Genomic DNA, 25,070 nt, shown 5'->3' on the forward strand with positions numbered 1-25,070 from the left:
GGAAGAAATCAGCCGCGCATCGAGAGGAATCCCGTGAGCCGTATCGTCGCCCTCGACACCACCGACATCCGCTTCCCCACGTCCCTGAGCCTGGACGGGTCGGACGCGATGAACCCCGACCCCGACTACTCGGCCGCGTACGTCATCGTGCGCACCGACGCCGACGACGACATCGAGGGCCACGCGTTCGTCTTCACGATCGGCCGCGGCAACGACGTGCAGGTCGCGGCCATCGACGCGCTGGCAGGTCACCTGGTGGGTCGCGAGATCGAGCCCCTCCTCGACGACATGGGCGGCACGTTCCGCGACATCATCGGCGACTCGCAGCTGCGCTGGCTCGGGCCGGAGAAGGGCGTGATGCACATGGCCATCGGCGCGGTCATCAACGCGCTGTGGGACATCAAGGCCAAGCGCGCCGGCCTTCCGCTCTGGCAGCTGCTCGCCCGTATGACGCCGGAGGAGCTCGTCGACCTCGTCGACTTCCGGTACCTCACCAACGCCCTCACCCGCGACGACGCCCTCGAGATCCTGCGCGCCGCCGAGCCCGGTCGGGCCGAGAGGGAACAGCAACTGCTCGCCTCCGGATATCCCGGCTACACCACGAGCCCCGGATGGCTCGGCTACTCCGACGAGAAGCTCGAGCGCCTCGCCCGCGAAGCGATGGCCGACGGCTTCACCCAGATCAAGCTCAAGGTCGGCGCCGACCTCGACGACGACATCCGCCGCTTCCGCAAGGCGCGTGAGGTGTGCGGGCCCGACTTCCCGATCGCGATCGACGCGAACCAGCGCTGGGAGGTGTCGGAGGCCATCGAGTGGGTCAACGCCCTCGCCGAGTTCCACCCCGCCTGGATCGAGGAGCCCACCAGCCCCGACGACGTGCTCGGCCACGCCGAGATCGCTCGCGGCGTCGCACCGATCCGCGTCGCGACGGGCGAGCACGCCCAGAACCGCGTCATCTTCAAGCAGCTGCTGCAGGCCGAGGCGATCTCCGTCATGCAGATCGACGCCGTGCGCGTCGCCGGCGTGAACGAGAACATCGCCAACCTGCTGCTCGCCGCGAAGTTCGACGTGCCGGTCTGCCCGCACGCCGGCGGTGTGGGCCTGTGCGAGGCTGTGCAGCACCTGTCCATGTTCGACTTCGTCGCCGTCACCGGCACGCGCGAGGGCCGCATGATCGAGTTCGTCGACCACCTGCACGAGCACTTCGTCGTGCCCACCGACATCCAGGGCGGTTCGTACATGGCACCCACCGCGCCGGGAACGGGCATGGAGATGAAGGCCGACAGCATCGCGACCTACACCTGGAAGGGTGCACATGTCGGTGCCTGATCGCGCGGGAGCGCCTGACCGCCTGACCGTCCCGACGCTCGGCTACGGTGCCGCGAACGTGGGCAACCTGTTTCGGCCGCTGACCGATGACGAGGCCTGGGCCGTGCTGGATGCCGCGTGGGAGAGCGGCATCCGCTTCTACGACACGGCGCCGCATTACGGGCTCGGACTCTCCGAGCGTCGGCTCGGGGCCTTCCTGCAGACCAAGCCGCGTGACGAGTACCTGCTCTCGACCAAGGCCGGGCGCCTGCTGCGGCCGAACCCCGACCACGTCGGCGGCGGTCTCGACACCGCGAACGACTTCCACGTTCCCGATGACCTGCAGCGCGTGTGGGACTTCTCGGAAGCGGGTATCCGCACGAGCGTCGACGAGTCGCGCGAGCGCCTCGGCATCGAGCGCATCGACCTTCTCTACCTGCATGACCCTGAGCGGCACGACCTCGACCTCGCGCTCGCCGAGGCTCTGCCCGCGATGGAGGGGTTGCGCGCCGATGGCGAGGTGACCGCGATCGGCATCGGGTCGATGGTGTCGGATGCGCTCGCGGCGGCCGTGCGCGCGGCCGACCTCGACCTCGTCATGGTGGCCGGTCGCTACACGCTCCTCGAACAGCCGGCTGCGGTCGATGTGCTGCCCGCATGCCGCGAGACCGGGACCGGGATCGTGGCGGCATCCGTCTTCAACTCGGGTCTGCTCGCGTCGAGCGAACCGCGTCGCGACGGACGCTACGAGTACGGGCAGCTGCCGGACGAGCTGTGGGACCGGCTCGTGCGCATCGCCGCCGTGTGCGCCGACCACGGCGTGCCGCTCCCCGCGGCGGCGATCCAGTTCCCGCTGCAGTCCGACGTCGTGCGATCGGTCGTGGTGGGCGGCAGCCGCCCGGCGCAGCTGCGGCAGAATGCGGAGTACGCAGCGATCGAGATCCCGACGGCCCTGTGGGAGAACCTGGCGGCGGAAGACCTCATCCCCGCCTGATCGACCCGTCCCCGGAATCACCCGACGTCTCACCGAGAGGAGCACTCGTGCTCGAAGGAATCCATCCCCTGCTCACCGGAGAGCTGCTGCTGCACCTCGATCGCATGGGACACTCCGATGCCGTGGTCGTCGCCGACGCGCATTTCCCGGCATGGGGTCTGGGCGCACGGGTGATCGACCTCCCCGGCACGACGACGCCCGAGGTCGTGGCGGCCATCCGCACGGTGCTCCCTCTGGATGATGCGCCCGGTATCGACCTGATGACCTCGGCTGACGGCGAGGTGCTCGACGTGCAGAACGAGCTGATGGCCGCGGCGGGGACGGCCGTGGATACGACGGCTTTCGTCGAGCGGTTCGCCTACTACGAGGTCGCGAAGGCCGCGTACCTGCTCGTGCGCACGGGCGAGACCCGCAAGTACGGCAACGCGCTGCTGCGCAAGGGTGTCGTCGGGCACGCGTCGGCGTGACGCCGTTCACCACCCGGGAACGGCGTCGGCGGAGGCGGCCGGATCGGCCGTTTCGACTCTGAGCTGCTCTCTTCTCCGGAGTTGTGAACACCCGGGAGTTGTGAACACCGGGAGTTGTGAACGCCGAGTTCAGCGACCGACGGTCGACTCCCGCACGATGAGCTCGGCGGGGAACGGCGTCGTCGCGGGCGGGGGTGCCGAGGGATCGGCGAGCTGCTGCAGCAGGGCGGCCCCGGCGGCACGGCCGATCTCGTAGCCGGGCTGCCGCACGCTCGTGAGCGGTACGACGCTCTGATGGGCCTGCGCCACGTCGTCGAAGCCGACCAGCGCGATCTCCTCGGGCACGCGGATGCCGTGGCGCAGCAGCGTGGTGAGCACACCGAGCGCCACCATGTCGTTCGCCGCGAACACGGCGTCGGGTCGTTCGGAGGCGGGCATCGCGATGATCTGCGCGCCGGCCTGCAGGCCGTCCTCTGTCGCCAGGTGCGGTACCTCGCTCGTGGATACCGTCACGTCGGTGCCGGCCACCGCTTCGCGTAGCCCGGCCAGGCGGTCGTTCGACTGACTCACGGCCGGATTGCCGAGGAACAGGATGTGCTCTCGCCCGAGTCCGACGAGATGCTCGCCGGCGAGCCGCCCCCCGGCGCGGTCGTCGAACAGCACGGAGGCGATCTTCGACGAGTCGGGGATCGGGCCCACGACGACCGAACGGATGCCGCGATCGGCGAGCCCCTCCAGGCGCGGCACCACGTCGCCGAGCGGATAGATGACGATGCCCTGCACCCGGTGCGCCTCGAACATGTCGAGGTTGCGCCGCTCCTGCGCGTCGTCGCGATTGCTGTTGCTGAAGAACAGCGACCAGCCGCCCTCTCGCGCCACGTCTTCGACCCCACGCGAGAGGTCGTGGAAATAGGGCAGCCAGGCGTCGAGCAGGATGAGCGCGAGAGCCTTGCTCGATCCTGCACGCAGCTGCCGGGCGGATTCGTTCGGCACGAAGCCGAGTTGTTCGACCGCCGCGCGCACCCGCTCCCGCGTCGCGGCTCCGAGCACGTGCGGATGGTTGAGGTAGTTGGAGACAGTGGAAGAGGAGACTCCGGCGAGGGCGGCGACGTCCTTGACGCTCGCGGGCATGGGGCTCCTTCGTCATCTTTGTCTTCATCGTCGCCGCGTCGGTCGGGGCTCCTGACCACGTCGGCGGCCTCAGGATATCGGAGGAGTTGCAACGTGCCAAGAAAGTTCTTGACAGGCCTCGTCCGCCCGACGTAGCGTGACTCGCACACCGGGGTTGGCACGTGCCAACCCCGGACGGCGACGGTGCCGCACACCCGCTGGGAGAGGTCTCATGAACATCGGCTGCCACGGGCTCGTCTGGACGGGGAACTTCGATGCCGAGGGCATCCGTCTGGCGGTGCGCAAGACCAAGGAGGCGGGTTTCGACCTCATCGAGTTCCCGCTGATGGACCCGTTCTCGTTCGACGTCTCGGTCGCGAAGGATGCGTTGGAGGAATACGACCTCGCCGTCAGCGCCTCGCTCGGACTCTCCGAGGCGACCGACGTCACCAGCTCCGACCCCGCGATCGTCGCGGCCGGCGAAGCCCTGCTCCTGAAAGCCGTCGACGTGCTCGCGGATCTGGGGGGTCAGCACTTCTGCGGGGTGATCTACAGCGCCATGAAGAAGTACATGGCGCCGGTGACGGCCGAAGGGCTCGCGAGCAGCAAGGCCGCGATCGCGCGGGTCGCCGACCATGCCGCCGAACGGGGGGTCTCCGTCGCGCTCGAGGTCGTGAACCGCTACGAGACCAACGTGCTGAACACGGCGAGGCAGGCTCTGGAGTACGTCGCCGAGGTCGATCGGCCGAACCTCGGGATCCACATCGACACGTACCACATGAACATCGAGGAGTCGGATATGTTCGCGCCGGTCCTCGATGCCGCCCCTGCCCTGCGCTACGTGCACATCGGTGAGAGCCACCGTGGCTATCTCGGGACCGGGACGGTCGACTTCGACACGTTCTTCAAGGCGCTCAGCCGCATCGGCTACGACGGTCCGATCGTCTTCGAGTCGTTCTCGTCGGCGGTCGTCGCCCCCGACCTCAGCCGCATGCTCGGCATCTGGCGCAACCTCTGGAACGACAACGTCGAACTCGGCGCCCACGCGAACGCGTACATCCGCGACAAGCTCGTCGCGGTCGAGTCGATCCGCCTCCACTGAGTGGAATCCGGCCGGGGGAGCATCGGAAGATCAAGATGTCATTACAGGTCTTCCCCATCCGGCCGTCATTAGATACATTTAGATACAACTTGCGCTGCCCGTAGCGTAGGACGCAGAATTGATCCGATGTTTGCGACGGAATGATCCGTCGACGTCGAAGCAGAACCTTCAAGGAAGCAGGTGAGCGCATGAGTGGACCCATCCTCCGGGTCGAGGGGATCAGCAAAGGATTCCCCGGCGTGCAGGCGCTGAAAGACGTGCACCTCGAGGTGCACGCCGGCGAGGTGCTCGTGCTCGTGGGCGAGAACGGCGCGGGAAAGTCGACCCTGATGAAGATCCTCTCCGGGATCTACACCAAGGACGAGGGCACGATCACGTTCGAGGGTCAGGAGGTCGAGCTCACGAGCCCCCTCCAGGCGCAGGAGCTCGGCATCACGATCATCCATCAGGAGCTCAACCTGATGCCCGATCTGACCGTCGCGCAGAACATCTACGTGGGGCGAGAGCCCACCACGGGGCCGTTCCTGTCGGAGCGCAAGCTCAACGCGCAGACCGCCGACCTGCTGCAGCGCCTCGACATCCACCTGAACCCCCGTCAGCTCGTCGGCGAGCTCACGGTGGCCGAGCAGCAGATGGTCGAGATCGCCAAGGCGCTGTCCTTCAACGCCAAGGTCCTCATCATGGACGAGCCCACCTCGGCCCTCACCGACACCGAGGTCGAGACGCTCTTCGTGCTGATCGAGCAGCTCAAGGCGCGCGGCACCGGGATCGTCTACATCTCGCACCGCATGGACGAGCTGCGCCGTCTGGCCGACCGCGTGACCGTCCTGCGTGACGGCACATACATCGGATCACTCGACAAGTCCGAGATCACCATCCCGACGATCATCGAGATGATGGTCGGGCGTGTGATCGACGAGGGGACCCGCCCCCAGGCCCGCGAGCACGCGAACGACCCCGTGGTCCTCGAAGTGCAGGGTCTGTCGACCAAGAGCCTCTTGAAAGACGTCTCGTTCCAGTTGCACAAGGGCGAGATCCTCGGCTTCGCCGGGCTCATGGGCGCCGGTCGCACCGAGACCGCCCGTGCGGTCATCGGTGCCGACCACCGCGACAGCGGCACGATCGCCATCGACGGTCGCGCGGTGCGCATCGCCCAGCCGGCGGATGCCGTGCACCACGGTGTCGGATACCTCTCGGAGGACCGCAAGCTCCTCGGACTCATGCTCGAGCAGGACGTGACGTTCAACACCGTGCTCGCCTCGCTCGGCTCCTACGCCAATGCGATCGGCTGGATGGGCGACAGCAAGGCGAAGAACCGTACCAAGGAGTACGTGCAGCAACTGCGCGTGAAGACGCCATCGGTCAACCAGGTCGTCAAGCTCCTCTCCGGAGGGAACCAGCAGAAGGTCGTCATCGCCCGGTGGCTGATGCGCGACTGCGACATCCTCATCTTCGACGAGCCGACCAGAGGGATCGACGTCGGCGCGAAGGAGGAGATCTACCGCCTCATGCAGCAGCTCGCTGACGCAGGCAAATCCATCATCGTCATCTCATCCGAGCTCCCGGAGATCCTCCGTGTGGCGAACCGCATCGCGGTCTTCGCCAACGGTCGCATCACCGGGACGCTCCGCAACGAGGAAGCAAGCCAGGAGAAGATCATGCAACTCGCAGCCCACGGGGAGGAAGACTGATGAGCGCTCCGCAGCAGCCCGGATCGTCGACGACGACGATCATCCAGACCGCCGTGAACGAGAACACGGACAAGAGGGACGTCGGGGCGTTCCTGAAGCGTCAGTTCCAGCAGTCGCTGGCGTTCGGCACGCTCATCGTGCTGATCATCTTCTTCTCGATCGCCAGCCCCAACTTCTTCACCTTCAGCAACATCGCCACCGTGCTGCTGTCGACGGCCGTCATCGGCATCCTCGCCCTCGGCACCACCTTCGTCATCATCACCGGCGGCATCGACCTGTCGATCGGCACCGGGATGGCGCTCTGCGCCGTGATGACGGGTGTGTTCGTGACGAACATGGGGCTCCCGGTGTGGGTCGGCGTCATCGGCGGCATCCTGACCGGTGTGCTGATGGGACTCGTCAACGGCGTGAACATCACGTTCCTCCGGCTTCCTCCGTTCATCGCCACCCTCGCGATGATGATGATCGCCGGCGGCCTCGCCCTCGTGATCTCGGGGGTCGCACCGATCTACTTCTCCACCTCGGCCCCCGACTTCAAGAAGATCGCCCTCGGCGTGATCATCCCCGGCATCCCGAACGCCGTGCTCGTCACCGCCGTGCTCGCGATCATCGCCTACCTGGTGCTGTCGAAGACGCTGCTCGGCCGCTACACGTTCGCGATCGGATCGAACGAAGAGGCCACGCGCCTCTCGGGTGTCAACACGCGTCGCTGGACGATCCTGATCTACATGTTCGCCGGGGCGTTCACCGGCGTCGCGGGCATCGTCATCGCCTCCCGCCTCGACTCGGCCCAGCCGCAGATCGGCACCGGATACGAACTGCAGGCGATCGCCGCAGTCATCATCGGCGGCACCTCGCTGCTGGGCGGACGCGGATCGATCCTCGGCACCGTGATCGGCGCGCTCATCATGAGCGTGCTCGTGAACGGCCTGCGCATCATGTCGATCCAGCCCGAGTGGCAGAACATCGTCGTCGGCGTGGTCGTGCTGCTCGCGGTGTTCCTCGACTCGCTCCGCAACCGACAGCGCACCTGAGACCTGGGCGGCGGCGAAACCCGTGCCCGTCGTCGTCCTCCGGCTCCGGCCGGCTCCGCGGAGACATCCGCACAGGCACCTGGAATGTCCACAGCGCCGGCCCGTCCGGCATCCACACAGAACAAACCGAGCCGTACCCAAACAATGGAGTTTTCATGAAATTCGGGAAGAAGACCGCACTCGTGGCCCTCGTGGCCGCATCCGCACTGGTGTTCGCCGGCTGTGCCGGCGGTGGCGGCGACGTGATCGAGGAAGGCTCGAGCAGCGGCGGCAGCAACGACGGCGAGATGTACATCGCCATGGTCTCGAAGGGCTTCCAGCACCAGTTCTGGCAGGCCGTGAAGAAGGGTGCAGAGGACAAGGCGAAGGAGCTCGGCGTGAAGATCACGTTCGAGGGCCCCGCAGCCGAGACCGAGATCGCCGGCCAGCTCGAGATGCTGACCGCTGCGATCGACAAGAACCCGGACGCCATCGCCTACGCCGCCCTCGACCCCGAGGCGTGCGTCGCTCCGCTCGAGCAGGCCAAGGCGAAGGACATCCCCGTCGTCTACTTCGACGCCCCCTGCAACGGTGACGTCGGGCTCAGCCTGTCGGCCACCGACAGCAAGGTCGCCGGTGCGCTCGCTGCCGAGCACATGGCCGACCTGATCGGCGGCGAAGGACAGGTCGCGATCGTCGGCCACTCGCAGATCAACTCGACCGGTGTCGAGCGTCGCGACGGCTTCGTCGACAAGATCAAGGCGGACTACCCCGACATCGAGATCGTCGACATCCAGTACGGCGACGGCGACCACCTCAAGTCGGCTGACATCGCCAAGACCCTGATCGCGGCACACCCCGACCTCAAGGGCATCTACGGCACCAACGAGGGCTCGGCCATCGGCGTCGTGAACGCCGTGAACGAGCTGGGCCTCGAGAAGGGCAAGATCACCATCGTCGGCTTCGACTCCGGTGCCGCACAGATCAACGCCATCAAGGACGGCACCATGGCCGGTGCCATCACGCAGGACCCGATCGGCATCGGCGCCCAGGTCGTGCAGGCGGCCTACGACGCCGCCAACGGCAAGGACGTCGAGAAGTTCTACGACACCGGTTCGTACTGGTACGACAAGAGCAACATCGACGACCCGAAGATCGCCGCTGTGCTCTACGAGTGACACCGCATGCATGAAGAAGCCCCTCACCTTCGGGTGGGGGGCTTCTTCGTGTCCGGGGTGTGTGCGTGTGCTGTGTGCGTGTGGTGTGCACGTGTGCCGGATGTCGGAAGGTCTCCCGGATGCAGGAGCGGACGCCGGCGATTCCTCCGACATGCGTGCATTCCTCCGACAGGTGAACAGGGCGGAGAGGCCGGGAGCGCGCGCGGCGGTCCCACCCACACGGAGGTCTCACCCCGCATGGTCACGGACGGCGTGCCACGGCGACACGGCGCCGCGTGACGGCGTGGGGCCGTCAGAGGCGGCGGAGGAAGGTGAGCTGCGACGACGGCTCGACGATGAGCTCCTGCAACGCCGCGTTGAAGGGGACTCCGGCGGGGGCGGCGATGTGCGCCTGGAAGGCCGCCTCGTCGCGGTAGACCTCGTAGACGAAGAAGCGGTCGGGGTCGTCGACGAGCCGGGTCGCATCGAAGACGATGTTGCCCTCCTCGGCGCGCACGACCTCGGCGAAGTCACGCACCAGGGCGGCCACGCGATCGCCGGCTCCGGGCTGGGCGGTGAACGTGGCGTGCAGGATGGTCGGCTCGGACACGGTGTCTCCTCGGGGGTGTCGGGGGTGGAAGCGGATGCTCATGGCCATGCTCGTGCTCAGGGCGCGGATCAGGGCGGCAGGGTCAGGGCGAGAGGGTCAGCAACCGCGCCGGGGTGGACACGAGCATTCGATGCACGGCCTCGTCTCCCACGGCCGCGCGGAGGCGCGGGAGGTAGCGGTCGCCGAGGTAGGCGAGTCCGGGCATGCCGCCGTACGCGATGTACCTCGTGCGCCGGGCGACGTCGCCGCCGAGCACGATCCGGTCGCCGGCACCACGCTCGACCACCGCGACGGTCAGGGCGAGCAGTTCGGCGTCGGAGCGGGTGCGCGGACGCGCGAAGCCGTCGTACCCGAGGTGGGCACCGCGTTCGGCGAGCGACGCGTGCAGCCCGGGGTCGGGGTCGCGGTCGGCGTGCGCCAGCACGACACGGTCGGCGGACACGCCCTCGGCCCCGAGCAGGTCGAGCACCTCGTGGGCTGCCGTGCCGAACTCCAGATGCACCATGACCGGGGCGCCCGTCGCGCGGTGCGCCTCGGCCACGGCGATCAGGGTGGTGCGCTCGAACGGGCTGATGCGCCAGTAGTCGGCGCCGCCCTTGAGGAGACCTGCGCGCACGGGGCTGCCATCGGGTGCCGCGGCGAGGGGCGCCTCGGGTGTCTCGAAGATCTCCCCGTCGTCGGCGGGCATGCCGCGCATGATGTCGGCGATGAAGAGGGCGGCCAGACGGTCGGCGGTCCACACCTGCATCGGATGGTCCGCGCCGTAGTGGGCCTCCCGGTGTCGTCCGGTCGTCGCGACGATGTGCAGTCCGGTCGAGGCGCTGATCCGGGCGAGGGGTGCGGGGTCGCGCGCGAGACCGAACGGCGTGGCATCCACCATCGTCTCGAACCCGCTCGCCTGCAGCAGGGCGGCTTCTTCGCCCGAGGCCTTCTCGTCGTCGAGTTCGTCGCCCGGCAGCAGCGGAGTCACCTGGAACAGGTGCTCGTGATAGTCCACCCGCCCGAGGAGCGCAGGGGCGATGTCGCCGAGCACGGTTCGGACGACGGTGGGCATCAGCGCACCGACTCCGCGGCCTCGGCGAGCCGTTCGACGACGTCGGGCGTGAGGTCGAGCTCGAACACGTCGGCCACCACCTGCGACCAGCCATGGATGAAGTAGCGCCACCCGTCGACCACGTGCAGCCCGCGGGCGGATGCCTGAGCCTCGGCCTGGTGCAGGAACTCGAGCGAGCCGCGGTAGTTGAACTCCCATGCGTACGCCCCCTCGGGGAACACCACGGCGTCGGTCAGGGGCGAGCCGGGGCGGTCCTTGCCGAGACCGGTCGCGTTCGCGATCACCGATCCTGCGGGGGCCGCAGCCACCAGGGCATCGGCGTCTGCGGGGGTCGCCGTCACGACGTACTCGATCAGGCCCTCGCGGGTGCCGTGCTGACGGTGCACCTCGCGCAGGTGGTCGAGCTTGTCCTGTGTGCGGGCGGTGACCGTGATCTTCGACGGGGCGTCGGCCCGCTCGGCCAGTGCCCAGCTCAGCGCGGTGCCCGATCCACCGGCCCCGAGGATCACGACCGCACCGCCCGTTCGAGCGAAGTGATCGGCGGGAAGGAAGTCGTTCAGGGCCAGGTCGACGGTGATCGGATCCTTCGCCCGCCCTGACAGGACCGTGCCGCGCTTCGCGATGCTGGAGATCTCGGAGCACGACACCGCGAACGGGTCGAGCTCGTCGAACAGGTCGGATGCCGCGGCGTACACGTTCATCTTGTGCGTGGTGACGAGCGCGCCGCGGTGATGGGGGTCGTCGCGGATCTGCTCGACCATGGCGCGGTACTGCTCGGGCTCGGCATCCATCGGCAGGTCGTGGCCGACCAGGGTGCGCGTCGGCAGGTCCAGGATGTCGGCCCACAGGGGGAAGACCTTCATGATCGACGACGACGCGGTGGTCACCCCGACGAAGCCCATGTAGTCGGCGGATGCCGGAGCGTGTGCGGTGGCGACGACGTCGGCGGTGGTGGTCATCGGGTCTCCTCGGGGACGGCGACGGGGACGGGGCTGGGGACGGGGTGGGCGGGCTCGGCGCCGGAGAGGACCGCGATCACGTCAGCGAGCGACAGGGACCCCATGTTGTCGACCGCCTGCGTGGTCTGTGCGCCCAGGTGCGGGGTGACGATCACGCGGTCGGCGAGTTCCGGCGCGAGCAGCGGGCTGTCGTGCGCCGCGGTATCGCCGTCGAGGGTGTCGGCCGCGTAGCCGGCGAGGATGCGGTCGTGCAGCGCCTGTGCCACGGCGGCTTCGTCGATCAGGTCGCCGCGGGCGGTGTTGACCAGCACGGTTCCCGGTCGCATGCCGGCGAGGCGCTCGGCGTCGACGAGCCGCTGCCCGCCCGGAGCGTGCAGGGTGATCACGTCGGCCGCGCGGAACAGGTCGCCGAGCGAGACGGGCTCCGCACCCCGCTCCCGCACGACATCGTCGGGAAGGAACGGATCGGCCGCCAGCACGCGCGGTCCGAAGCCGCTCAGCCGTGCGGCGACGCCCTGGCCGATGCGCCCGAAGCCGACGATGCCGACCGTGGCGGCGCCGAGCTCGCGACCACGCCGCACACCCCAGTCGCCCGCGCGCACGCGGCGGTCGCCGTCGGGCACGAAGCGGAGGGCGGCGAGCATCAGTCCGACCGCATGGTCGGCGACCGCGTCGGCGTTGGCACCGGGGGTGTTGGTCACCGGGATGCCGCGGTCGCGCGCGGCGTCGAGATCGACGGACTCGGTGCCGACACCATAGCGGGCGACGACCTTGAGTTTCGGGGCCGCGGCGAGATGCGCGTCGGTGACGGACCCGGTGCCGGCTATCCAGGCGTCGGCACCGTGCAGCAGCGACCGCAGCTCGTCGAGGTCGTGGTGGGCAGGCCCGCGCAGGATGCGGTGACCCGCCTGCGCCGCGCGCTCGACCAGGTCGAGGTCGCCGTCGGAGAACGAGCGGCTGGTGACGAGGATGACGCCCATCAGCGCGGCCGTCCGGCGAACCACGGCGCGAGAGCCGTGTAGGCGTCGGCGAAGCGGGCGTGCCGCTCGGCATAGACGGCGTGACGTGCCGCATCCGGAATGAACTCGGCCGTGACCTCGCTCAGGGCGCGGGCGGCCGAGAAGTCGGTGAGGCGGAGCCCGACCGCGGCGGTCACCGCGGCGCCGAGGCTGTTCGCCTCTTCGACGATCGTCCGGCGGCGCACGGGCACACCCCACACGTCGGCGAGCACCGAGAGGTACACGTCGCTCTGGGCTCCGCCGCCGACCGCGTCGATGCGGTCGATCACGGCGCCGGCTTCGCGGAACGCCTGGATGCAGCTGAGCAGGTTGAACGCGGTGCCCTCCAGCACGGCCCGCACGAGGTGCGCCCTGGCGTGGTGGCGGGCGAGGCCGACGAATGCGCCCCGCGCCTCCGGATCCCACATCGGAGAGCGCTCGCCGAGCAGATAAGGGAGGAAGTAGAGATCGTCGGTGTCGACGTCGGCGGAGGCCTCGGCCGTCAGTCGTCCGGTCTCGGGGTGCGCCGGATCGGGGGAGAGGGCCTCGGCGATCCACTGCACCGAGGCGCCGCCGGCCTGCATGGTGGCGGTCGGCACGAACGAGCCTGGCACGACGTTGTCGAATGTGAAGGTACGCATCGCAGGGTCGTGCAGCGGGGCGTCGGCCGCGAACGAGATCCACGACGATGTGCCCAGGCAGACGTAGGGGCCGTCCTCCGGCGCGACGACACCCGAGCCGACGGCGGCCATCGGGCCGTCGCCGCCGCCCATCACCACACGCACGCTCGCGGGGAGGCCGAGGGCGTCGGCTGCGGCATCCGTCAACGTGCCGGCGATCTGCGTGGATTCCAGGATCTCGGGGAACAACGCCGGGTCGAGGCGCGCAGCCTGCAGCACCTCGTCCGACCACGTGCCCGTGGCCTGGTCGTAGGCGTTCGTGCCCGACGCGTCGGAGCGATCGGTCGCGAGGCGCCCGGTCAGGCGCAGCACGATGAAGTCCTTCGCGACGCAGACGCGTCGCACGCGCGCCCAGGTGTCGGGCTCGTTGTCGCGCACCCACATGACCTTCTCGACGGAGTAGGTGGGGTTGAGGCGGTGGCCCAGGATGCCATACGCGCGTTCGGCGCCGATCGCGGCCTCGAGCTCGCGCTGCTGCGCGCCGGCCCTGGTGTCGGCCCAGATGATCGCCGGGCGTGCGGGTTCACCATGGGCGTCGAGCAGCACGGCACCCATCATCTGGCCGCTCACCACGAGTCCGGCGATGTCGGTCGGGGCCGTGCCGGTGCGGGCGATCAGATCGCGCGTGGCGGCGACGACCGCATCCCACCAGTCGGCGGGATGCTGCTCGGCGACCCCGCCCGCGGCGAAGTGCGCGGGGTAGGGGACGGTGACCGAGGCGACGAGACGGCCGTCATCGTGGTGCAGCGACGCCTTGTTCCCGGTGGTGCCCAGGTCGTGCGCGATGATCATGGCCGGAGCCTATTCCGCGTAGGGACGCAGGTCGACGCCGGAGGCTCCGCGGTAGGCGCGCGAGCCCATGCCGTGCTCGAGCACCCAGCCGTAGTCGTGTCCTGCTCCTCCCGGGTACACCGCGAGGAAGGCGTAGGGCTCGTCGCCGGTGTTGACGGAACGGTGAGCCCAGCCCGGAGGGATGTAGCCGATCGTGCCAGGGAGCATGTCGAGCCACTCGGTGCGCTCGCCGTCGAACATCAGCAGTCCGCCCTGCCCCTTCAACGCCAGGTAGATCTCGCCCTGGTGGTCCGGGTGCTGGTGGCCCTTAGTCATCCAGAGCTCGCCGGAGGTGTCGCCGGGCATGATCGTGGTGATCGACTGCGGCAGCTCGCGGTCGATCTCGGGCACGGGGGAGCTGACGACCGTGTAGACCACGGGGTTCTCGCCGGCCGATGCCGCAGCCCAGGCATCTGCGTCGAGGAAGAGCCCCTCGAGGTCGGACATCCGCCGGGTGAGGGTCGGGCCCTCGGGGGAGAGCGTGAGCTTCTCGGCGTCGAAGGCGATCGCCATCGGAGAGATCGGCGGGGTATGGAACTCGGGCATCGGTGCTCCTCGTAACGGTGCTGCGGCGCTGCGCAACCTGTAATGACAGGTTCACTGTACCTGTTATGACAGGTGGCGTCCAGAGCGGATCGCTCCCGCGCGCGATCCGCGGCGCGCATCTGCGCGCGGTGCGGCGGTCGGCGGTGGTCTTCCGGTCGCAGTTGGTGCCGGCTGCTGGTCCTCCGGTCGCGGTTGGTGCCGGTTACTGCTGCTCCGGTCGCAGTTGGTGCCGCCTGATCGGGAAAAACCCGGCAGGAAGTGCGACCGGAACGCGGGGTCAGCCGGGGCCGGAGCGCGCAGCCGGGGGGAAGGCGTCGGAGTCAGTGCCGGGTCACTCGGCCGCGAGCCTCGCTCGGTAGGCGGCGACGGCGTTGCGGTTCGCGCACGTGGTCGAGCAGTACCGCTTCGAGCGGTTGCGCGAGAGGTCGAGGGCGATCGATCGGCAGGTGTCGTCCTCGCACACGGTGAGACGCGACCCCTCGTCGGCGCGGATGACGTCGATCAGCGCCATCGCGGTCTCGATCAGGATGCGCTCGGCGAAGGGCTGCTCGTCGGCGACGGCGTGCAGGTGCCAATCCACGCCGTCATGCCGGCGCAGAGCCGGGGTGAGGCGTGATTCCGCAAGGGCGTCGTTGACGTGCGCGGCCATCTCGTCGCGCGGTGCCAGCAGCATGGTGCGCAGGCGTGGACGCAGCTCGCGCAGCGACGCCACCTCGAGCTCGTCGCGGTCGAGGCGCCCGGTGTACGGGAACTCGCGGAGGAACGTGTCTTCATCGTCGAGGTCGGTCAGTGTGTCTGGCTGTTCGGCGGAGTTCACCAGCCAGACGGCGGACCGCAGCGCCTCCTCCGTGTCATCGGTGAAGATCATGTTGACATCTTACAGCGCGCGCGAGTAGCGTCATCGATCATGAGCACGGTGAGCAGTGACAGGGCGGTCGCCTCCGCCCGCGGGGTGCGCCTCGGGCTGCCGCTGGCGATCGCCGCGGCTTTCGCCTTCGGAATGTCGGGTGGATGGGCGCGCGGGCTCATCGATGCGGGATGGACGCCCGGTGCCGCGGTCACCGCGCGCATCTGGGTCGCCGCGCTCGTACTGCTGATCCCCGCGATCCTGTCCCTGCGCGGACGGTGGGGGCTGCTGCGGCGCAACGCGGGCATGATCCTCGCCTATGGACTGCTGGCAGTCGCCGCGACCCAGCTCTTCTACTTCCAGGCCGTCGCGGTCATGGATGTCGGACTGGCGCTGCTCATCGAGTACACCGCTCCGATCGCGGTGCTGCTGTGGCTCTGGTTGCGGCGGGGGGAGCGTCCGACACGACGGAGCATCATCGGTGCGGCCATCGCCTTCGTCGGACTGGTGCTCATGCTCGACATCCTCACCGGCGCCGACGTCAACGTGGCCGGTATCCTGTGGGCGCTCGGGGCCATGGTGGGGGCGGCGACGTACTTCGTGCTCTCGGCCAAAGCCGACACGGGGCTGCCGCCGATCGCTCTCGCCGGCAGCGGTCTGCTGCTCGGCGCGCTCGGGCTCACCGTGGCCGGCGCGATCGGTGTGCTGCCGATCCGGTGGACGACCGACGACATCGCCTACCGGTTCGGCAGTGTGCCCTGGTTCGTGCCGGTGCTGGCGATGGGCGTCGTCGCGACCGCGCTCGCGTACCTGCTCGGCATCGCCTCGACGCGGATGCTGGGGTCGCGACTCGCCTCGTTCGTGGCGCTCGCCGAGGTGGTCGCCGCGCTCCTGTTCGGCTGGCTGCTGCTCGGACAGCTCCCCGACCTGCTGCAGGCGCTCGGTGGCGTGCTGGTGCTCGTGGGTGTGGTGGTCGTCAAGCTGGGCGAACCCGCGGCGCCGGAGTTCGTGGAGCCGGTGCCTGTGGAGCCGGTGCCTGTGGGGCCGGTGCCTGTGGAGCCGATGTCCGCGGCCGATAATGTATACGGGAAGCGGGCCGAGGAAGAGTTCTGAGCCCGCAGCCTGGCTTTATGTATACACTGAGGGCATGACCATCGCCGTCGAACGCACCTCCGCGAGTGATCGTGCGTACGCGGCCCTGCTCGACGACATCCAGTCCGGCACGCTGGCAGCCGGCGTCGTGCTCGGCGAGGTCGAGCAGGCCGAGCGGCTGGGCGTCAGCCGCACGCCGATGCGCGAAGCGCTCCGGCGCCTCATCGCCGACGGGCTCGTCGTGCAGCAGTCGCCGCGGGTCACTGTGGTGGCGGGTCTCGATGCCGACGACATTCGTTCCCTCTTCGAGATCCGCCGCGCCCTCGAGGAGAGCTCCGCCCGTCTCGCCGCCGCCAGAGGAGACGCGCAGCTCTTCGCGGCACTCGCGGACGAGTTCGCACACGTCGATCTCGACGCCGTCGAGGGACGCGACGCGTACTACGCCCTGATCGCCCGCTTCGATGCCGCGCTCGATGCGGCCGTCGCCAACGACTACATCGCCTCGGCGCTGCGCACCGTGCGCACGCACCTCGTGCGCGTGCGTCGGATGGCCCGGGACAAGCCCGCCCGCCTCGCCGCCTCCGCCGCAGAGCACCGCACCATCGCCGAGGCGCTCGCCGCGCGCGACGGCGACCTCGCCGCCCACGCCACGCATGTGCACCTGCACAACGCGCTCGCCGGCATCCTCGATTCGCTCGACCCCGCACCACCGTCGACCCCCGCACCACCGTCGACCCCCGCACCAGTGAAGGATAAGAAATGACTGTCACCCACCACGTCCGCGTGCACCGCAGCGACGAGAACCTCGCCAGGGAAGACCAGCTCGCCTGGAAGATCGCCCAGGTCGCCGCCGATCAGGTCGAGGTCGAGCAGGACGTCGTCGACATGATCATCAACCGCATCATCGACAACGCCTCGGTGGCGGCGGCCTCCCTCACCCGCGCCCCGATCAACGCGGCCCGCGCGCAGGCGTTCAGCCATCCTGTCTCCACCGGCGGCGTCGGAGCGAACCTCTTCGGTGCCGCCCTCGACCACCGCACCAGCCCCGAGTGGGCGGCCTGGGCCAACGGTGTGGCCGTGCGCGAGCTCGACTATCACGACACCTTCCTCGCGGCGGAGTACTCGCACCCCGGCGACAACATTCCGCCGATCCTCGCGGTCGCACAGCACACCGGCAAGGACGGCCGGGCGCTCGTGCGCGGCATCGCCACCGGCTACGAGATCCAGATGGACCTGGTGCGCGCGATCTGCCTGCACAAGCACAAGATCGATCACGTCGCCCACCTCGGCCCGTCTGCCGCGGCCGGCATCGGCACCCTCCTCGGACTCGACGTCGAGACCATCTACCAGGCCGTCGGCCAGGCGCTGCACACCACGACCGCGACGCGTCAGAGCCGCAAGGGCGAGATCTCGACCTGGAAGGCGCACGCTCCGGCCTTCGCCGGCAAGATGGCCGTCGAAGCCGCCGACCGGGCGATGCGCGGACAGACCAGTCCCGCCCCGATCTATGAGGGCGAAGACGGTGTGATCGCCTGGATGCTCGACGGCAAGGACGCGGCGTACGACGTGTCGTTGCCCGCCGCCGGCGAGCCCAAGCGCGCGATCCTCGACTCGTACACGAAGGAGCACTCGGCCGAATACCAGGCGCAGGCGCTCATCGACCTCGCCCGCAAGCTCGGCATCGAGAACCCGGCGCTGCGCGACCCCGCGAACATCGATCAGATCGTGATCCACACCAGCCACCACACCCACAACGTGATCGGCTCCGGCGCGAACGACCCGCAGAAGTACGACCCGACCGCTTCGCGCGAGACGCTCGACCACTCGGTGCCGTACATCTTCGCGGTGGCGCTGCAGGATGGCGGGTGGCACCACGTCGACTCCTACGCCCCCGAGCGCGCGGGCCGCGCCGATACCGTCGCGCTGTGGCACAAGATCACCACCGCCGAAGACGCGGAGTGGACCCGCCGCTATCACTCGGAGGACCCGGCAGAGAAGGCGTTCGGCGGTCGCGTCGAGATCCGCCTGACCGACGGCTCGACAGTGGTCGACGAGATCGCCGTGGCCGACGCGCACCCGCTGGGAGCACGCCCGTTCGCCCGCGAGAACTACATCGCGAAGTTCCGTCTGCTGGCAGAGCCCGTGCTCGAGCCGGCCGAGATCGAGCGGTTCCTCGCCCTCGTGCAGCGTCTGCCCGAGCTGACGGCTGCCGAGGTCGGTGAGCTGTCGATCGTCGCGAAGCCCGGCCTGCTCGAGGCCGCACCCACGCCGGCAGGACTGTTCTGATGCTGTACTCCACCGTCACCCCCGCCGAGAAGCGGCGGCTGTTCCGTGAGCGGCTCGCGAGCGGTGAACTGCTGCGCTTCCCCGGCGCGTTCAACCCCCTGAGCGCCCGCCTGATCGAGCAGAAGGGCTTCGACGGCGTCTACATCTCCGGCGCCGTGCTCTCCGCCGACCTGGGACTGCCCGACATCGGTCTGACTACGCTGACCGAGGTCGCCGGACGCGCGAAGCAGATCGCCCGCATGACCGACCTCCCCGCGATCGTCGACGCCGACACCGGCTTCGGCGAGCCGATGAACGTCGCCCGCACGATCCAGGAGCTCGAGGACGCGGGCCTGGCCGGCACGCACATCGAGGACCAGATCAACCCGAAGCGCTGCGGCCACCTCGACGGCAAGGCCGTGGTCGACGAGAACACCGCGATCAAGCGCATCCGTGCCGCCGCCGACGCCCGTCGTGACGAGAACTTCCTCATCATGGCGCGCACCGACATCCGGGCGGTCGAGGGGCTGGACGCGGCGATCGACCGCGCGAAGGCCCTGGTGGATGCCGGTGCCGACGCGGTGTTCCCCGAGGCGATGCGCACGCTCGCCGAGTTCGAGGCCATGGCCGAGGCGCTCGACGTGCCGATCCTGGCGAACATGACCGAGTTCGGCAAGAGCGAGCTCTTCTCGGTCGACCAGCTGCGCGACGCGGGAGTGAACCTGGTCATCTGGCCGGTGTCGCTGCTGCGCATCTCGATGGGGGCTGCGGGCCGCGCACTGGATACTCTGAACGAGGAGGGGCATCTGACCTCGAAGCTCGGCGAGATGCAGCATCGCGCCGATCTCTACGATCTGATCGACTACGAGTCGTACAACCACTTCGACTCCGGCGTCTTCAACTTCACCATCACGAAGGAGTGACCATGACCGAGCCGGACATCAAGAAGGGCCTCGCGGGAGTCGTCGTCGACACGACCGCGATCTCGAAGGTCAACCCCGAGACGAACAGCCTGCTGTACCGCGGCTACCCGGTGCAGGAGCTGGCCGACACGCAGCCGTTCGAAGCCGTCGCGTACCTGTTGTGGAACGGTGAGCTGCCCACGCCCGAGGAGCTCGCGGCGTTCCGGTTGGAGGAGCGGAAGCACCGTGCGCTGGCCGACAACGTCAAGACCGCGATCGATCTGGTGCCGTTGGACGCGCACCCGATGGACGAAGTGCGCACCGCGGTCAGCCTGATCGGTGCCTCCGATCCCGGTGCCGGCGGCTCCGTGCTCGATGCAGGCGGCAGTCCGGAGCAGAACCTCGAGCGGAGCATCCGCCTGTTCGCCGCCCTCCCGGCGATCGTCGCCTACGGTCAGCGTCGCCGTCGTGGACAGGAGCTCATCGCGCCGCGCGACGACCTCGACTACTCGGCGAACTTCCTCTGGATGACCTTCGGCGAAGAAGCGGACGACGTGGTGGTCGACGCCTTCAACCGCTCTATGATCCTGTACGCCGAGCACTCCTTCAACGCCTCGACGTTCACCGCGCGCGTGATCACCTCGACCCTGAGCGACATCTACTCGGCGGTGGTCGGTGCGATCGGCGCTCTCAAGGGCCCGCTGCATGGTGGCGCCAACGAAGCCGTGCTGCACATCTTCGATGACATCGGCACGGCCGACAACGTGGTGCCGTGGCTCGACAAAGCGCTCGCCGAGAAGCGCAAGATCATGGGCTTCGGGCACCGCGTCTACAAGAAGGGCGACTCTCGGGTGCCGACCATGAAGGCCGCGCTCGACACCCTCGTGGAGCACTACGACCGCCCCGAGGTCGCCGCTCTCTACGATGTGCTCGAGTCGGAGTTCGTCGCGCGCAAGGGCATCTACCCGAACCTCGACTACCCCTCAGGGCCCGCGTACAACCTGATCGGCTTCGACACCCTGACCTTCACGCCGCTGTTCGTCGCGGCGCGGGTGACGGGGTGGACGGCTCACGTGATCGAGCAGGCCGGATCGAACGCGCTCATCCGTCCGCTGTCCTTCTACGACGGCCCGGACGAGCGGCACGTCTCCGCCTGAGCTCCGCGTTCCCATCGCCTGAATGGCTCCATCTCCACCCGGGATGGAGCCATTCGCGCGATTCGGGGCTGTAGCGTGCTGGCAGCCCGGGGTCAAGCGGATGCGCCGGGGAGCGCGACGGGAGTAAGACCGTATCCGGGACGAACGCGCGTCCCGGACGAAGGAGGGTCCATGTCCGCATCCGACACCACCGTCAAGGAGGTCCGCTCGCTCGTCCCCGCACGCATGGACCGGCTGCCCTGGTCTCGATTCCACTGGCTGATCGTCGTGGGACTCGGATTCTCGTGGATCCTCGACGGCCTCGAAGTGCAGATCGTCGCCGCCAACGGCTACGCCGCGACGCTCGGGATGGGACCGGCCGAGGTGGGACTCGCCGGTACGTGCTACCTGCTCGGGCAGGTGTTCGGAGCGCTCTTCTTCGGACGCCTCACCGATCGCCTCGGACGCAAGAAGCTGTTCCTCGTCTCGCTCGCGGTGTACCTCGTCGGATCCGCGGTGGCCGGTCTCGCCTTCGCGCCCTGGTTCTTCTACATCTGGCGGTTCGTCGCGGGTGCCGGCATCGGCGGCGAGTATGCGGCGATCAACTCGGCGATCGACGAGATCATCCCGGCGAAGTACCGGGGCCGCGTCGACATCGCGATCAACGGCACCTATTGGGGCGGCGCGGCGCTCGGCGCCGTGGCGAACGTGTTCTTCCTGAACACCGACATCCTCCCTGAGGACATCGGCTGGCGACTCAGCTTCTTCCTCGGTCCGGTTCTCGGGATTCTGCTCATCTGGATGCGCCGACACATCCCGGAGAGCCCGAGATGGCAGATGACCCACGGGCGCGAGGAAGCGGCGGAGCGCAATGTCGACGAGATCGAGGAGCGCATCCGCAAGGAGGGGAAGACGATCCCGCCGGTCGACGAGAGCAAGGCGATCACGGTCAAGGAGTACGGCCGTGTCCCGTTCCTCGTCATCGCGAAGGTGCTGTTCCGCAAATACCCGCGGCGCACCCTGGTGGGCATCACGATGATGGTGACGCAGTCGTTCCTCTACAACGCGATCTTCTTCACGTACGCGCTGGTGCTCGAGAACTTCTACGACACCCCGCCGGCGTCGGCATCGCAGTACTTCATCGTGTTCGCGGTCGGAAACCTCGCCGGCGCGCTCATCCTCGGGCACTTCTTCGACACCTGGGGTCGGCGGCGGATGCTGTTCGGCACGTACATGCTCGCCGGCCTCATCCTTCTCGTGAGCGCCTTCCTGTTCAACGCCGGAGTGCTCAACGCCGCGACGCACACGGCATTCTGGTGCGCCTCGTTCTTCTTCGCCTCGGCCGGCGCCTCCGCGGCCTACCTGACGGTCAGCGAGATCTTCCCGCTGGAGCTCCGGAGCCAGGTCATCTCGTACATCTTCTCGATCGGGCAGCTGGTCGGAGCGATCGCGCCGGTGCTCTACGGCGCCCTGATCGGTCAGAGCGCCGAGAGCGGGGACCGGGGTCCGCTGTTCTGGGGCTACGTGCTCGGCGCGGCGATCATGATGTTCGGAGGTATCGTCTGCGGGGTCTTCGGGGTCAGCGCCGCGGGGAAGTCGCTGGAAGACATCGCGGATCCGCTCTCGCTGGTGGAGTCCGGAGGGAAGGCGAAGACGAGCGGCAGGGAATCGGGGGCCTGAGCAGAACCGGCGCCGCGATGATCGCGGCGCCGGCGACGGCTCAGGAGAGCGCCGCGATGAGCGCGCGGGCGGCGGATGCCGATGACTGCGGGTTCTGACCGGTGATGAGCAGGCCGTCGATCACGGTGTTGTCGCTCCACGGGGCGGCGATGTCGAGCTCGGCGCCCCGTGCCCGCAGTTCGCTCTCGAGCAGGAAGGGTGCGCGGTCGGCGAGGCCGCCGATGCGCTCCTCCTCATCGGTGAACCCGGTGATGCGGCGTCCGGCCACGACCGATTCTCCGGCTGCGGTGCGGGCAGGAAGCAGGGCGGCCAGTCCGTGGCAGACGGCCGCGAGCGGGCGGCCGGCGGCGAGCGTCGCCGTGATCAGCGCGGCCGAGTCCTCGTCGACCGCGAGGTCCTGCATCGGACCGTGCCCGCCGGGGTAGTAGACGGCGTCGTAGTCCGCGGGGTCGACGTCGGCCAGGATCAGCGGGGCGGCGAGCTGATGGATCGCGGCGATCGCTTCGGCGTCGCCCTCGGAGAGGCTGGACGCATCGGCGACGGGGGCGACGCCGCCCGGGGTCGCGAACGACACCGAGTGACCCGCGTCGCGCAGCGCGCGATAGGGAGTGAGCAGCTCCTCGGCCCAGTAACCGGTCGGGTGCGCGGTGCCGTCGGTGAGGGTCCAGGTGCGGGCGGCGGTGACGACGAAGAGAACAGAGGACATGCGTGCTCCAGAGGGGTCGGACGGCAGACGCCGTGCAGGATGCGATATCGAGGACAACGGACAGCTCTCGCATCCGATTCCGATAGATTTCCGATATGAGTGATCGGAATGGCGATGGGTTGCGTGACCTCGCACTGTGGCGCACCTTCCTCGCCGCGCACCGCTCCGGGTCCGTGTCGGCGGCGGCGCGCACGCTGGGAGTCGCCCAGTCCTCGGTGACGACGCAGCTGCAGGCTCTGGAGCGGAGCATCGGGGAGCCTCTCTTCGTCCGTCACGCGCGGGGGATCCTCCCGACCCCTCGCGCCGATGACCTGGCTGCGCGCCTGTCCGGTCCGCTCGACGCGCTCGCCCTCGCCCTCGGAAGCCCGTCGCCGACCGAGGCGCCCCCGATGCGAATCGGCGGCGCAGCGGAGTTCGTCGAGCGGGTGCTGATGCCCGCGCTGGCGTCGATGATCGCGGAGGGGCAACGGATCACGGTCGCCGCGGGGCTCGCGGAAGACCTGCTCGATCAGCTCCGTGCCGGAAGCCTCGACCTCGTGATCTCCGCCGTCCGACCGAAGGGCCGCGCCCTTCCTTCTGCGGCCCTCGTCGATGAGGACTTCGTGCTCGTCGCGGCCCCTTCCCTCGGTCTCGCTCCTTCGTCCGCGCTCGCACCGGGCGACCTCGACACCGTCCCCCTTCTCGCCTACGCCCACGACGTACCGATCCTGCGGCGGTACTGGCGGCATGCGTTCGGCATTCGACTCGAGCGCGAGCCCGCGCTGATCGTGTCCGACCTCCGGGCGCTCGCCGCCGCAGCCGTCGCCGGAGCGGGAATCACGGTGCTGCCGACCTATCTGATCGCCGAGGAGCTCGCCGACGGTCGGCTGGTCGTGCTGCGCGAGACCGACGATCCGCCGATCAACACCCTCTACCTGGTGCGCCGGCCAGGTCCGCTCACGGCTGCGGTGGCCGAGATCGATCGGGCGCTGCGGGCAGCCGTCGCGTGACGGATGCGGAAGAGGTGCGGCGCCTCAGCGGGTGAGCCAGCTCCGCAGCGAACGGGTCACGAACGGCAGCACCCAGTAGGCCATGATCGGCGTGAGCACGAGAGTGGTGACGAGCACGCGCAGCCAGATCGGCAGCTCGTTCCAGCCCGGCACAGGGCTCATCGCGTAGGTGAAGGCCAGGTTCACGGGGAAGAAACCGAGCCAGATCGAGGTGGCCTGCTTCCAGCGCGGCGGAGCGGGCGCGACCGTGACGGTCTCGGTGCTGCCGTCGGACGCGGGGAGCGTGATCGTCCCGGTCGTCGGCTCGTCGAACCACCCCTCGATTCCGGTGCGACGCTTGGAGCGCTCGCTGCGCACGAAGCCCTCGCCCATCGACAACCACCATGCCCGCTCGGCCGACTGCTCCCAGGCGGTGAGCGAATCCTCGCTCGCGAAGCGGTAGAGCATGTGCCAGACCTGCGAGTCCTCGCCGGCGCGCACCCAGCCCGAGCCGAGGAAGCCCGGATACTTCGTCGCGAGGTTCACCCCCGTCTGCACCCAGGCGGTCGCCTCGACGATGCGCTCGGGGTCGACTTCGCGGCGGATGGACACGGTGAGGGGTTCGGACATGGTGCGGTCCTCGGGGGAACGGGCGTCCGGGGTGAGGACGCCGGAGCGGATGCGCCAGGGGTGGCAGCGCACCGTCGATTCTAATTCGGATGCGGCGTGGTCCAGGCCGTCGCCGCCCGAACGAGGAGGACCCCCGCCGACCCGATTCGGCGGGGGTCTCGCGGCGTGGGAGCCGCGACGGGAGCGAGAGCGCTCACCGTGCGCGCGGTAGACGTGACACCCGATCCGGTCTGAGTCTCTGTCCGCGCACCTGCAGTTGTACCCGGGCGAGATGACGCGGTGGTGAACGAGACGCGAACAACCTCGATCACGAGCCGAGCGGCG

Annotated in this window: 24 protein-coding genes; 14 read left to right on the forward strand and 10 right to left on the reverse strand. The window is 68.9% G+C overall.

Annotated elements, in window-relative coordinates; all coding sequences use genetic code 11:
• Positions 1–33: 33 nt before the first annotated feature.
• From ACLFA2_RS11305 to ACLFA2_RS11315, 3 genes are read left to right on the forward strand one after another with little or no spacing between them, the layout of a single operon-like run.
• Complete coding sequence (locus ACLFA2_RS11305) at positions 34–1,329, forward strand: L-fuconate dehydratase (RefSeq protein WP_029258499.1); 1,296 nt, start codon at positions 34–36, stop codon at positions 1,327–1,329.
• Positions 1,316–2,302: an aldo/keto reductase gene (locus ACLFA2_RS11310; RefSeq protein ID WP_426621328.1), complete on the forward strand. Its 987-nt coding sequence runs from the start codon at positions 1,316–1,318 to the stop codon at positions 2,300–2,302. Before ACLFA2_RS11305 ends, ACLFA2_RS11310 begins: the two co-directional genes overlap by 14 nt.
• Before the next feature lie 47 nt (positions 2,303–2,349).
• Complete coding sequence (locus ACLFA2_RS11315) at positions 2,350–2,769, forward strand: RbsD/FucU family protein (RefSeq protein ID WP_021198322.1); 420 nt, start codon at positions 2,350–2,352, stop codon at positions 2,767–2,769.
• Positions 2,770–2,898: 129 nt separating this feature from the next.
• Here ACLFA2_RS11315 and ACLFA2_RS11320 read toward each other — a convergent pair whose 3' ends face one another.
• Positions 2,899–3,900 carry a LacI family DNA-binding transcriptional regulator gene (locus ACLFA2_RS11320; RefSeq protein WP_426621329.1) on the reverse strand — a complete coding sequence of 334 codons (1,002 nt, stop codon included), beginning with the start codon at positions 3,898–3,900 and terminating at the stop codon, positions 2,899–2,901.
• Positions 3,901–4,111: 211 nt separating this feature from the next.
• Here ACLFA2_RS11320 and ACLFA2_RS11325 point away from each other — a divergent pair, with 211 nt between their 5' ends.
• The 4 genes from ACLFA2_RS11325 to ACLFA2_RS11340 all read left to right on the forward strand — a co-directional run bounded on the left by ACLFA2_RS11325 (position 4,112) and on the right by ACLFA2_RS11340 (position 8,863).
• Positions 4,112–4,981, forward strand: coding sequence for a sugar phosphate isomerase/epimerase family protein (locus tag ACLFA2_RS11325; RefSeq protein WP_021198324.1), 870 nt, complete (start codon positions 4,112–4,114; stop codon positions 4,979–4,981).
• Between the two features lie 188 nt (positions 4,982–5,169).
• Complete coding sequence (locus ACLFA2_RS11330) at positions 5,170–6,672, forward strand: sugar ABC transporter ATP-binding protein (RefSeq protein WP_021198325.1); 1,503 nt, start codon at positions 5,170–5,172, stop codon at positions 6,670–6,672.
• On the forward strand, positions 6,672–7,706 hold the full coding sequence (locus ACLFA2_RS11335; protein WP_029258495.1) for an ABC transporter permease: 1,035 nt from the start codon (positions 6,672–6,674) through the stop codon (positions 7,704–7,706). Before ACLFA2_RS11330 ends, ACLFA2_RS11335 begins: the two co-directional genes overlap by 1 nt.
• A 155-nt stretch (positions 7,707–7,861) precedes the next feature.
• Entirely contained in the window at positions 7,862–8,863 is a 1,002-nt protein-coding gene (locus ACLFA2_RS11340; RefSeq protein ID WP_021198327.1) for an ABC transporter substrate-binding protein, read from the forward strand.
• A 292-nt stretch (positions 8,864–9,155) separates the two neighbouring features.
• Here ACLFA2_RS11340 and ACLFA2_RS11345 read toward each other — a convergent pair whose 3' ends face one another.
• The 7 genes from ACLFA2_RS11345 to ACLFA2_RS11375 form a co-directional block, all read right to left on the reverse strand.
• A complete protein-coding gene (locus tag ACLFA2_RS11345; protein ID WP_426621330.1) occupies positions 9,156–9,452 on the reverse strand; it encodes a putative quinol monooxygenase in 297 nt (98 codons plus the stop codon).
• Positions 9,453–9,534: 82 nt separating this feature from the next.
• Entirely contained in the window at positions 9,535–10,506 is a 972-nt protein-coding gene (locus tag ACLFA2_RS11350; protein ID WP_426621331.1) for a phosphotriesterase family protein, read from the reverse strand.
• The gene (locus ACLFA2_RS11355) at positions 10,506–11,465 is read right to left on the reverse strand and encodes a shikimate dehydrogenase family protein (protein ID WP_136024036.1); all 960 of its coding nucleotides are present in this window, start codon (positions 11,463–11,465) and stop codon (positions 10,506–10,508) included. Before ACLFA2_RS11355 ends, ACLFA2_RS11350 begins: the two co-directional genes overlap by 1 nt.
• Positions 11,462–12,469: a phosphoglycerate dehydrogenase gene (locus ACLFA2_RS11360; RefSeq protein ID WP_167255386.1), complete on the reverse strand. Its 1,008-nt coding sequence runs from the start codon at positions 12,467–12,469 to the stop codon at positions 11,462–11,464. Before ACLFA2_RS11360 ends, ACLFA2_RS11355 begins: the two co-directional genes overlap by 4 nt.
• Positions 12,445–13,935: a xylulokinase gene (gene xylB, locus ACLFA2_RS11365; RefSeq protein ID WP_426621332.1), complete on the reverse strand. Its 1,491-nt coding sequence runs from the start codon at positions 13,933–13,935 to the stop codon at positions 12,445–12,447. The genes ACLFA2_RS11360 and xylB overlap by 25 nt, the downstream gene beginning before the upstream one ends.
• A 9-nt stretch (positions 13,936–13,944) precedes the next feature.
• Positions 13,945–14,520: a glucose-6-phosphate isomerase family protein gene (locus ACLFA2_RS11370; protein ID WP_021200322.1), complete on the reverse strand. Its 576-nt coding sequence runs from the start codon at positions 14,518–14,520 to the stop codon at positions 13,945–13,947.
• 331 nt (positions 14,521–14,851) lie between these two features.
• Positions 14,852–15,388: a CGNR zinc finger domain-containing protein gene (locus ACLFA2_RS11375; RefSeq protein ID WP_021200323.1), complete on the reverse strand. Its 537-nt coding sequence runs from the start codon at positions 15,386–15,388 to the stop codon at positions 14,852–14,854.
• Between the two features lie 39 nt (positions 15,389–15,427).
• On the opposite strand from ACLFA2_RS11375, the gene ACLFA2_RS11380 reads away from it, so the two are divergent.
• The 6 genes from ACLFA2_RS11380 to ACLFA2_RS11405 all read left to right on the forward strand — a co-directional run bounded on the left by ACLFA2_RS11380 (position 15,428) and on the right by ACLFA2_RS11405 (position 22,442).
• Positions 15,428–16,480 (forward strand): EamA family transporter, encoded by a 1,053-nt coding sequence (locus ACLFA2_RS11380; protein ID WP_426621333.1) that lies wholly within the window; start codon positions 15,428–15,430, stop codon positions 16,478–16,480.
• Between the two features lie 34 nt (positions 16,481–16,514).
• Positions 16,515–17,222: a GntR family transcriptional regulator gene (locus tag ACLFA2_RS11385; protein WP_426621334.1), complete on the forward strand. Its 708-nt coding sequence runs from the start codon at positions 16,515–16,517 to the stop codon at positions 17,220–17,222.
• Positions 17,219–18,745 carry an MmgE/PrpD family protein gene (locus tag ACLFA2_RS11390; protein WP_426621335.1) on the forward strand — a complete coding sequence of 509 codons (1,527 nt, stop codon included), beginning with the start codon at positions 17,219–17,221 and terminating at the stop codon, positions 18,743–18,745. The genes ACLFA2_RS11385 and ACLFA2_RS11390 overlap by 4 nt, the downstream gene beginning before the upstream one ends.
• On the forward strand, positions 18,745–19,647 hold the full coding sequence (prpB, locus tag ACLFA2_RS11395; protein ID WP_029267764.1) for a methylisocitrate lyase: 903 nt from the start codon (positions 18,745–18,747) through the stop codon (positions 19,645–19,647). The genes ACLFA2_RS11390 and prpB overlap by 1 nt, the downstream gene beginning before the upstream one ends.
• A 2-nt stretch (positions 19,648–19,649) precedes the next feature.
• On the forward strand, positions 19,650–20,783 hold the full coding sequence (locus tag ACLFA2_RS11400; RefSeq protein WP_021200328.1) for a bifunctional 2-methylcitrate synthase/citrate synthase: 1,134 nt from the start codon (positions 19,650–19,652) through the stop codon (positions 20,781–20,783).
• A gap of 171 nt (positions 20,784–20,954) precedes the next feature.
• Positions 20,955–22,442: an MFS transporter gene (locus tag ACLFA2_RS11405; RefSeq protein WP_347123656.1), complete on the forward strand. Its 1,488-nt coding sequence runs from the start codon at positions 20,955–20,957 to the stop codon at positions 22,440–22,442.
• 40 nt (positions 22,443–22,482) lie between these two features.
• Here the strand turns inward: ACLFA2_RS11405 and ACLFA2_RS11410 are convergent, their stop codons facing one another.
• The gene (locus tag ACLFA2_RS11410; RefSeq protein WP_021200330.1) at positions 22,483–23,148 is read right to left on the reverse strand and encodes a type 1 glutamine amidotransferase domain-containing protein; all 666 of its coding nucleotides are present in this window, start codon (positions 23,146–23,148) and stop codon (positions 22,483–22,485) included.
• 95 nt (positions 23,149–23,243) lie between these two features.
• Here ACLFA2_RS11410 and ACLFA2_RS11415 point away from each other — a divergent pair, with 95 nt between their 5' ends.
• Positions 23,244–24,137, forward strand: a complete 894-nt coding sequence (locus tag ACLFA2_RS11415; RefSeq protein WP_029259508.1) for a LysR family transcriptional regulator — start codon at positions 23,244–23,246, stop codon at positions 24,135–24,137.
• 24 nt (positions 24,138–24,161) lie between these two features.
• On the opposite strand, the gene ACLFA2_RS11420 is transcribed toward ACLFA2_RS11415, so the two are convergent.
• The gene (locus tag ACLFA2_RS11420; RefSeq protein WP_031207567.1) at positions 24,162–24,746 is read right to left on the reverse strand and encodes an antibiotic biosynthesis monooxygenase; all 585 of its coding nucleotides are present in this window, start codon (positions 24,744–24,746) and stop codon (positions 24,162–24,164) included.
• Positions 24,747–25,070: the final 324 nt, after the last annotated feature.

Source organism: Microbacterium sp. As-52, assembly GCF_049949185.1.
GTDB classification, from domain to species: Bacteria; Actinomycetota; Actinomycetes; order Actinomycetales; family Microbacteriaceae; genus Microbacterium; species Microbacterium maritypicum_A.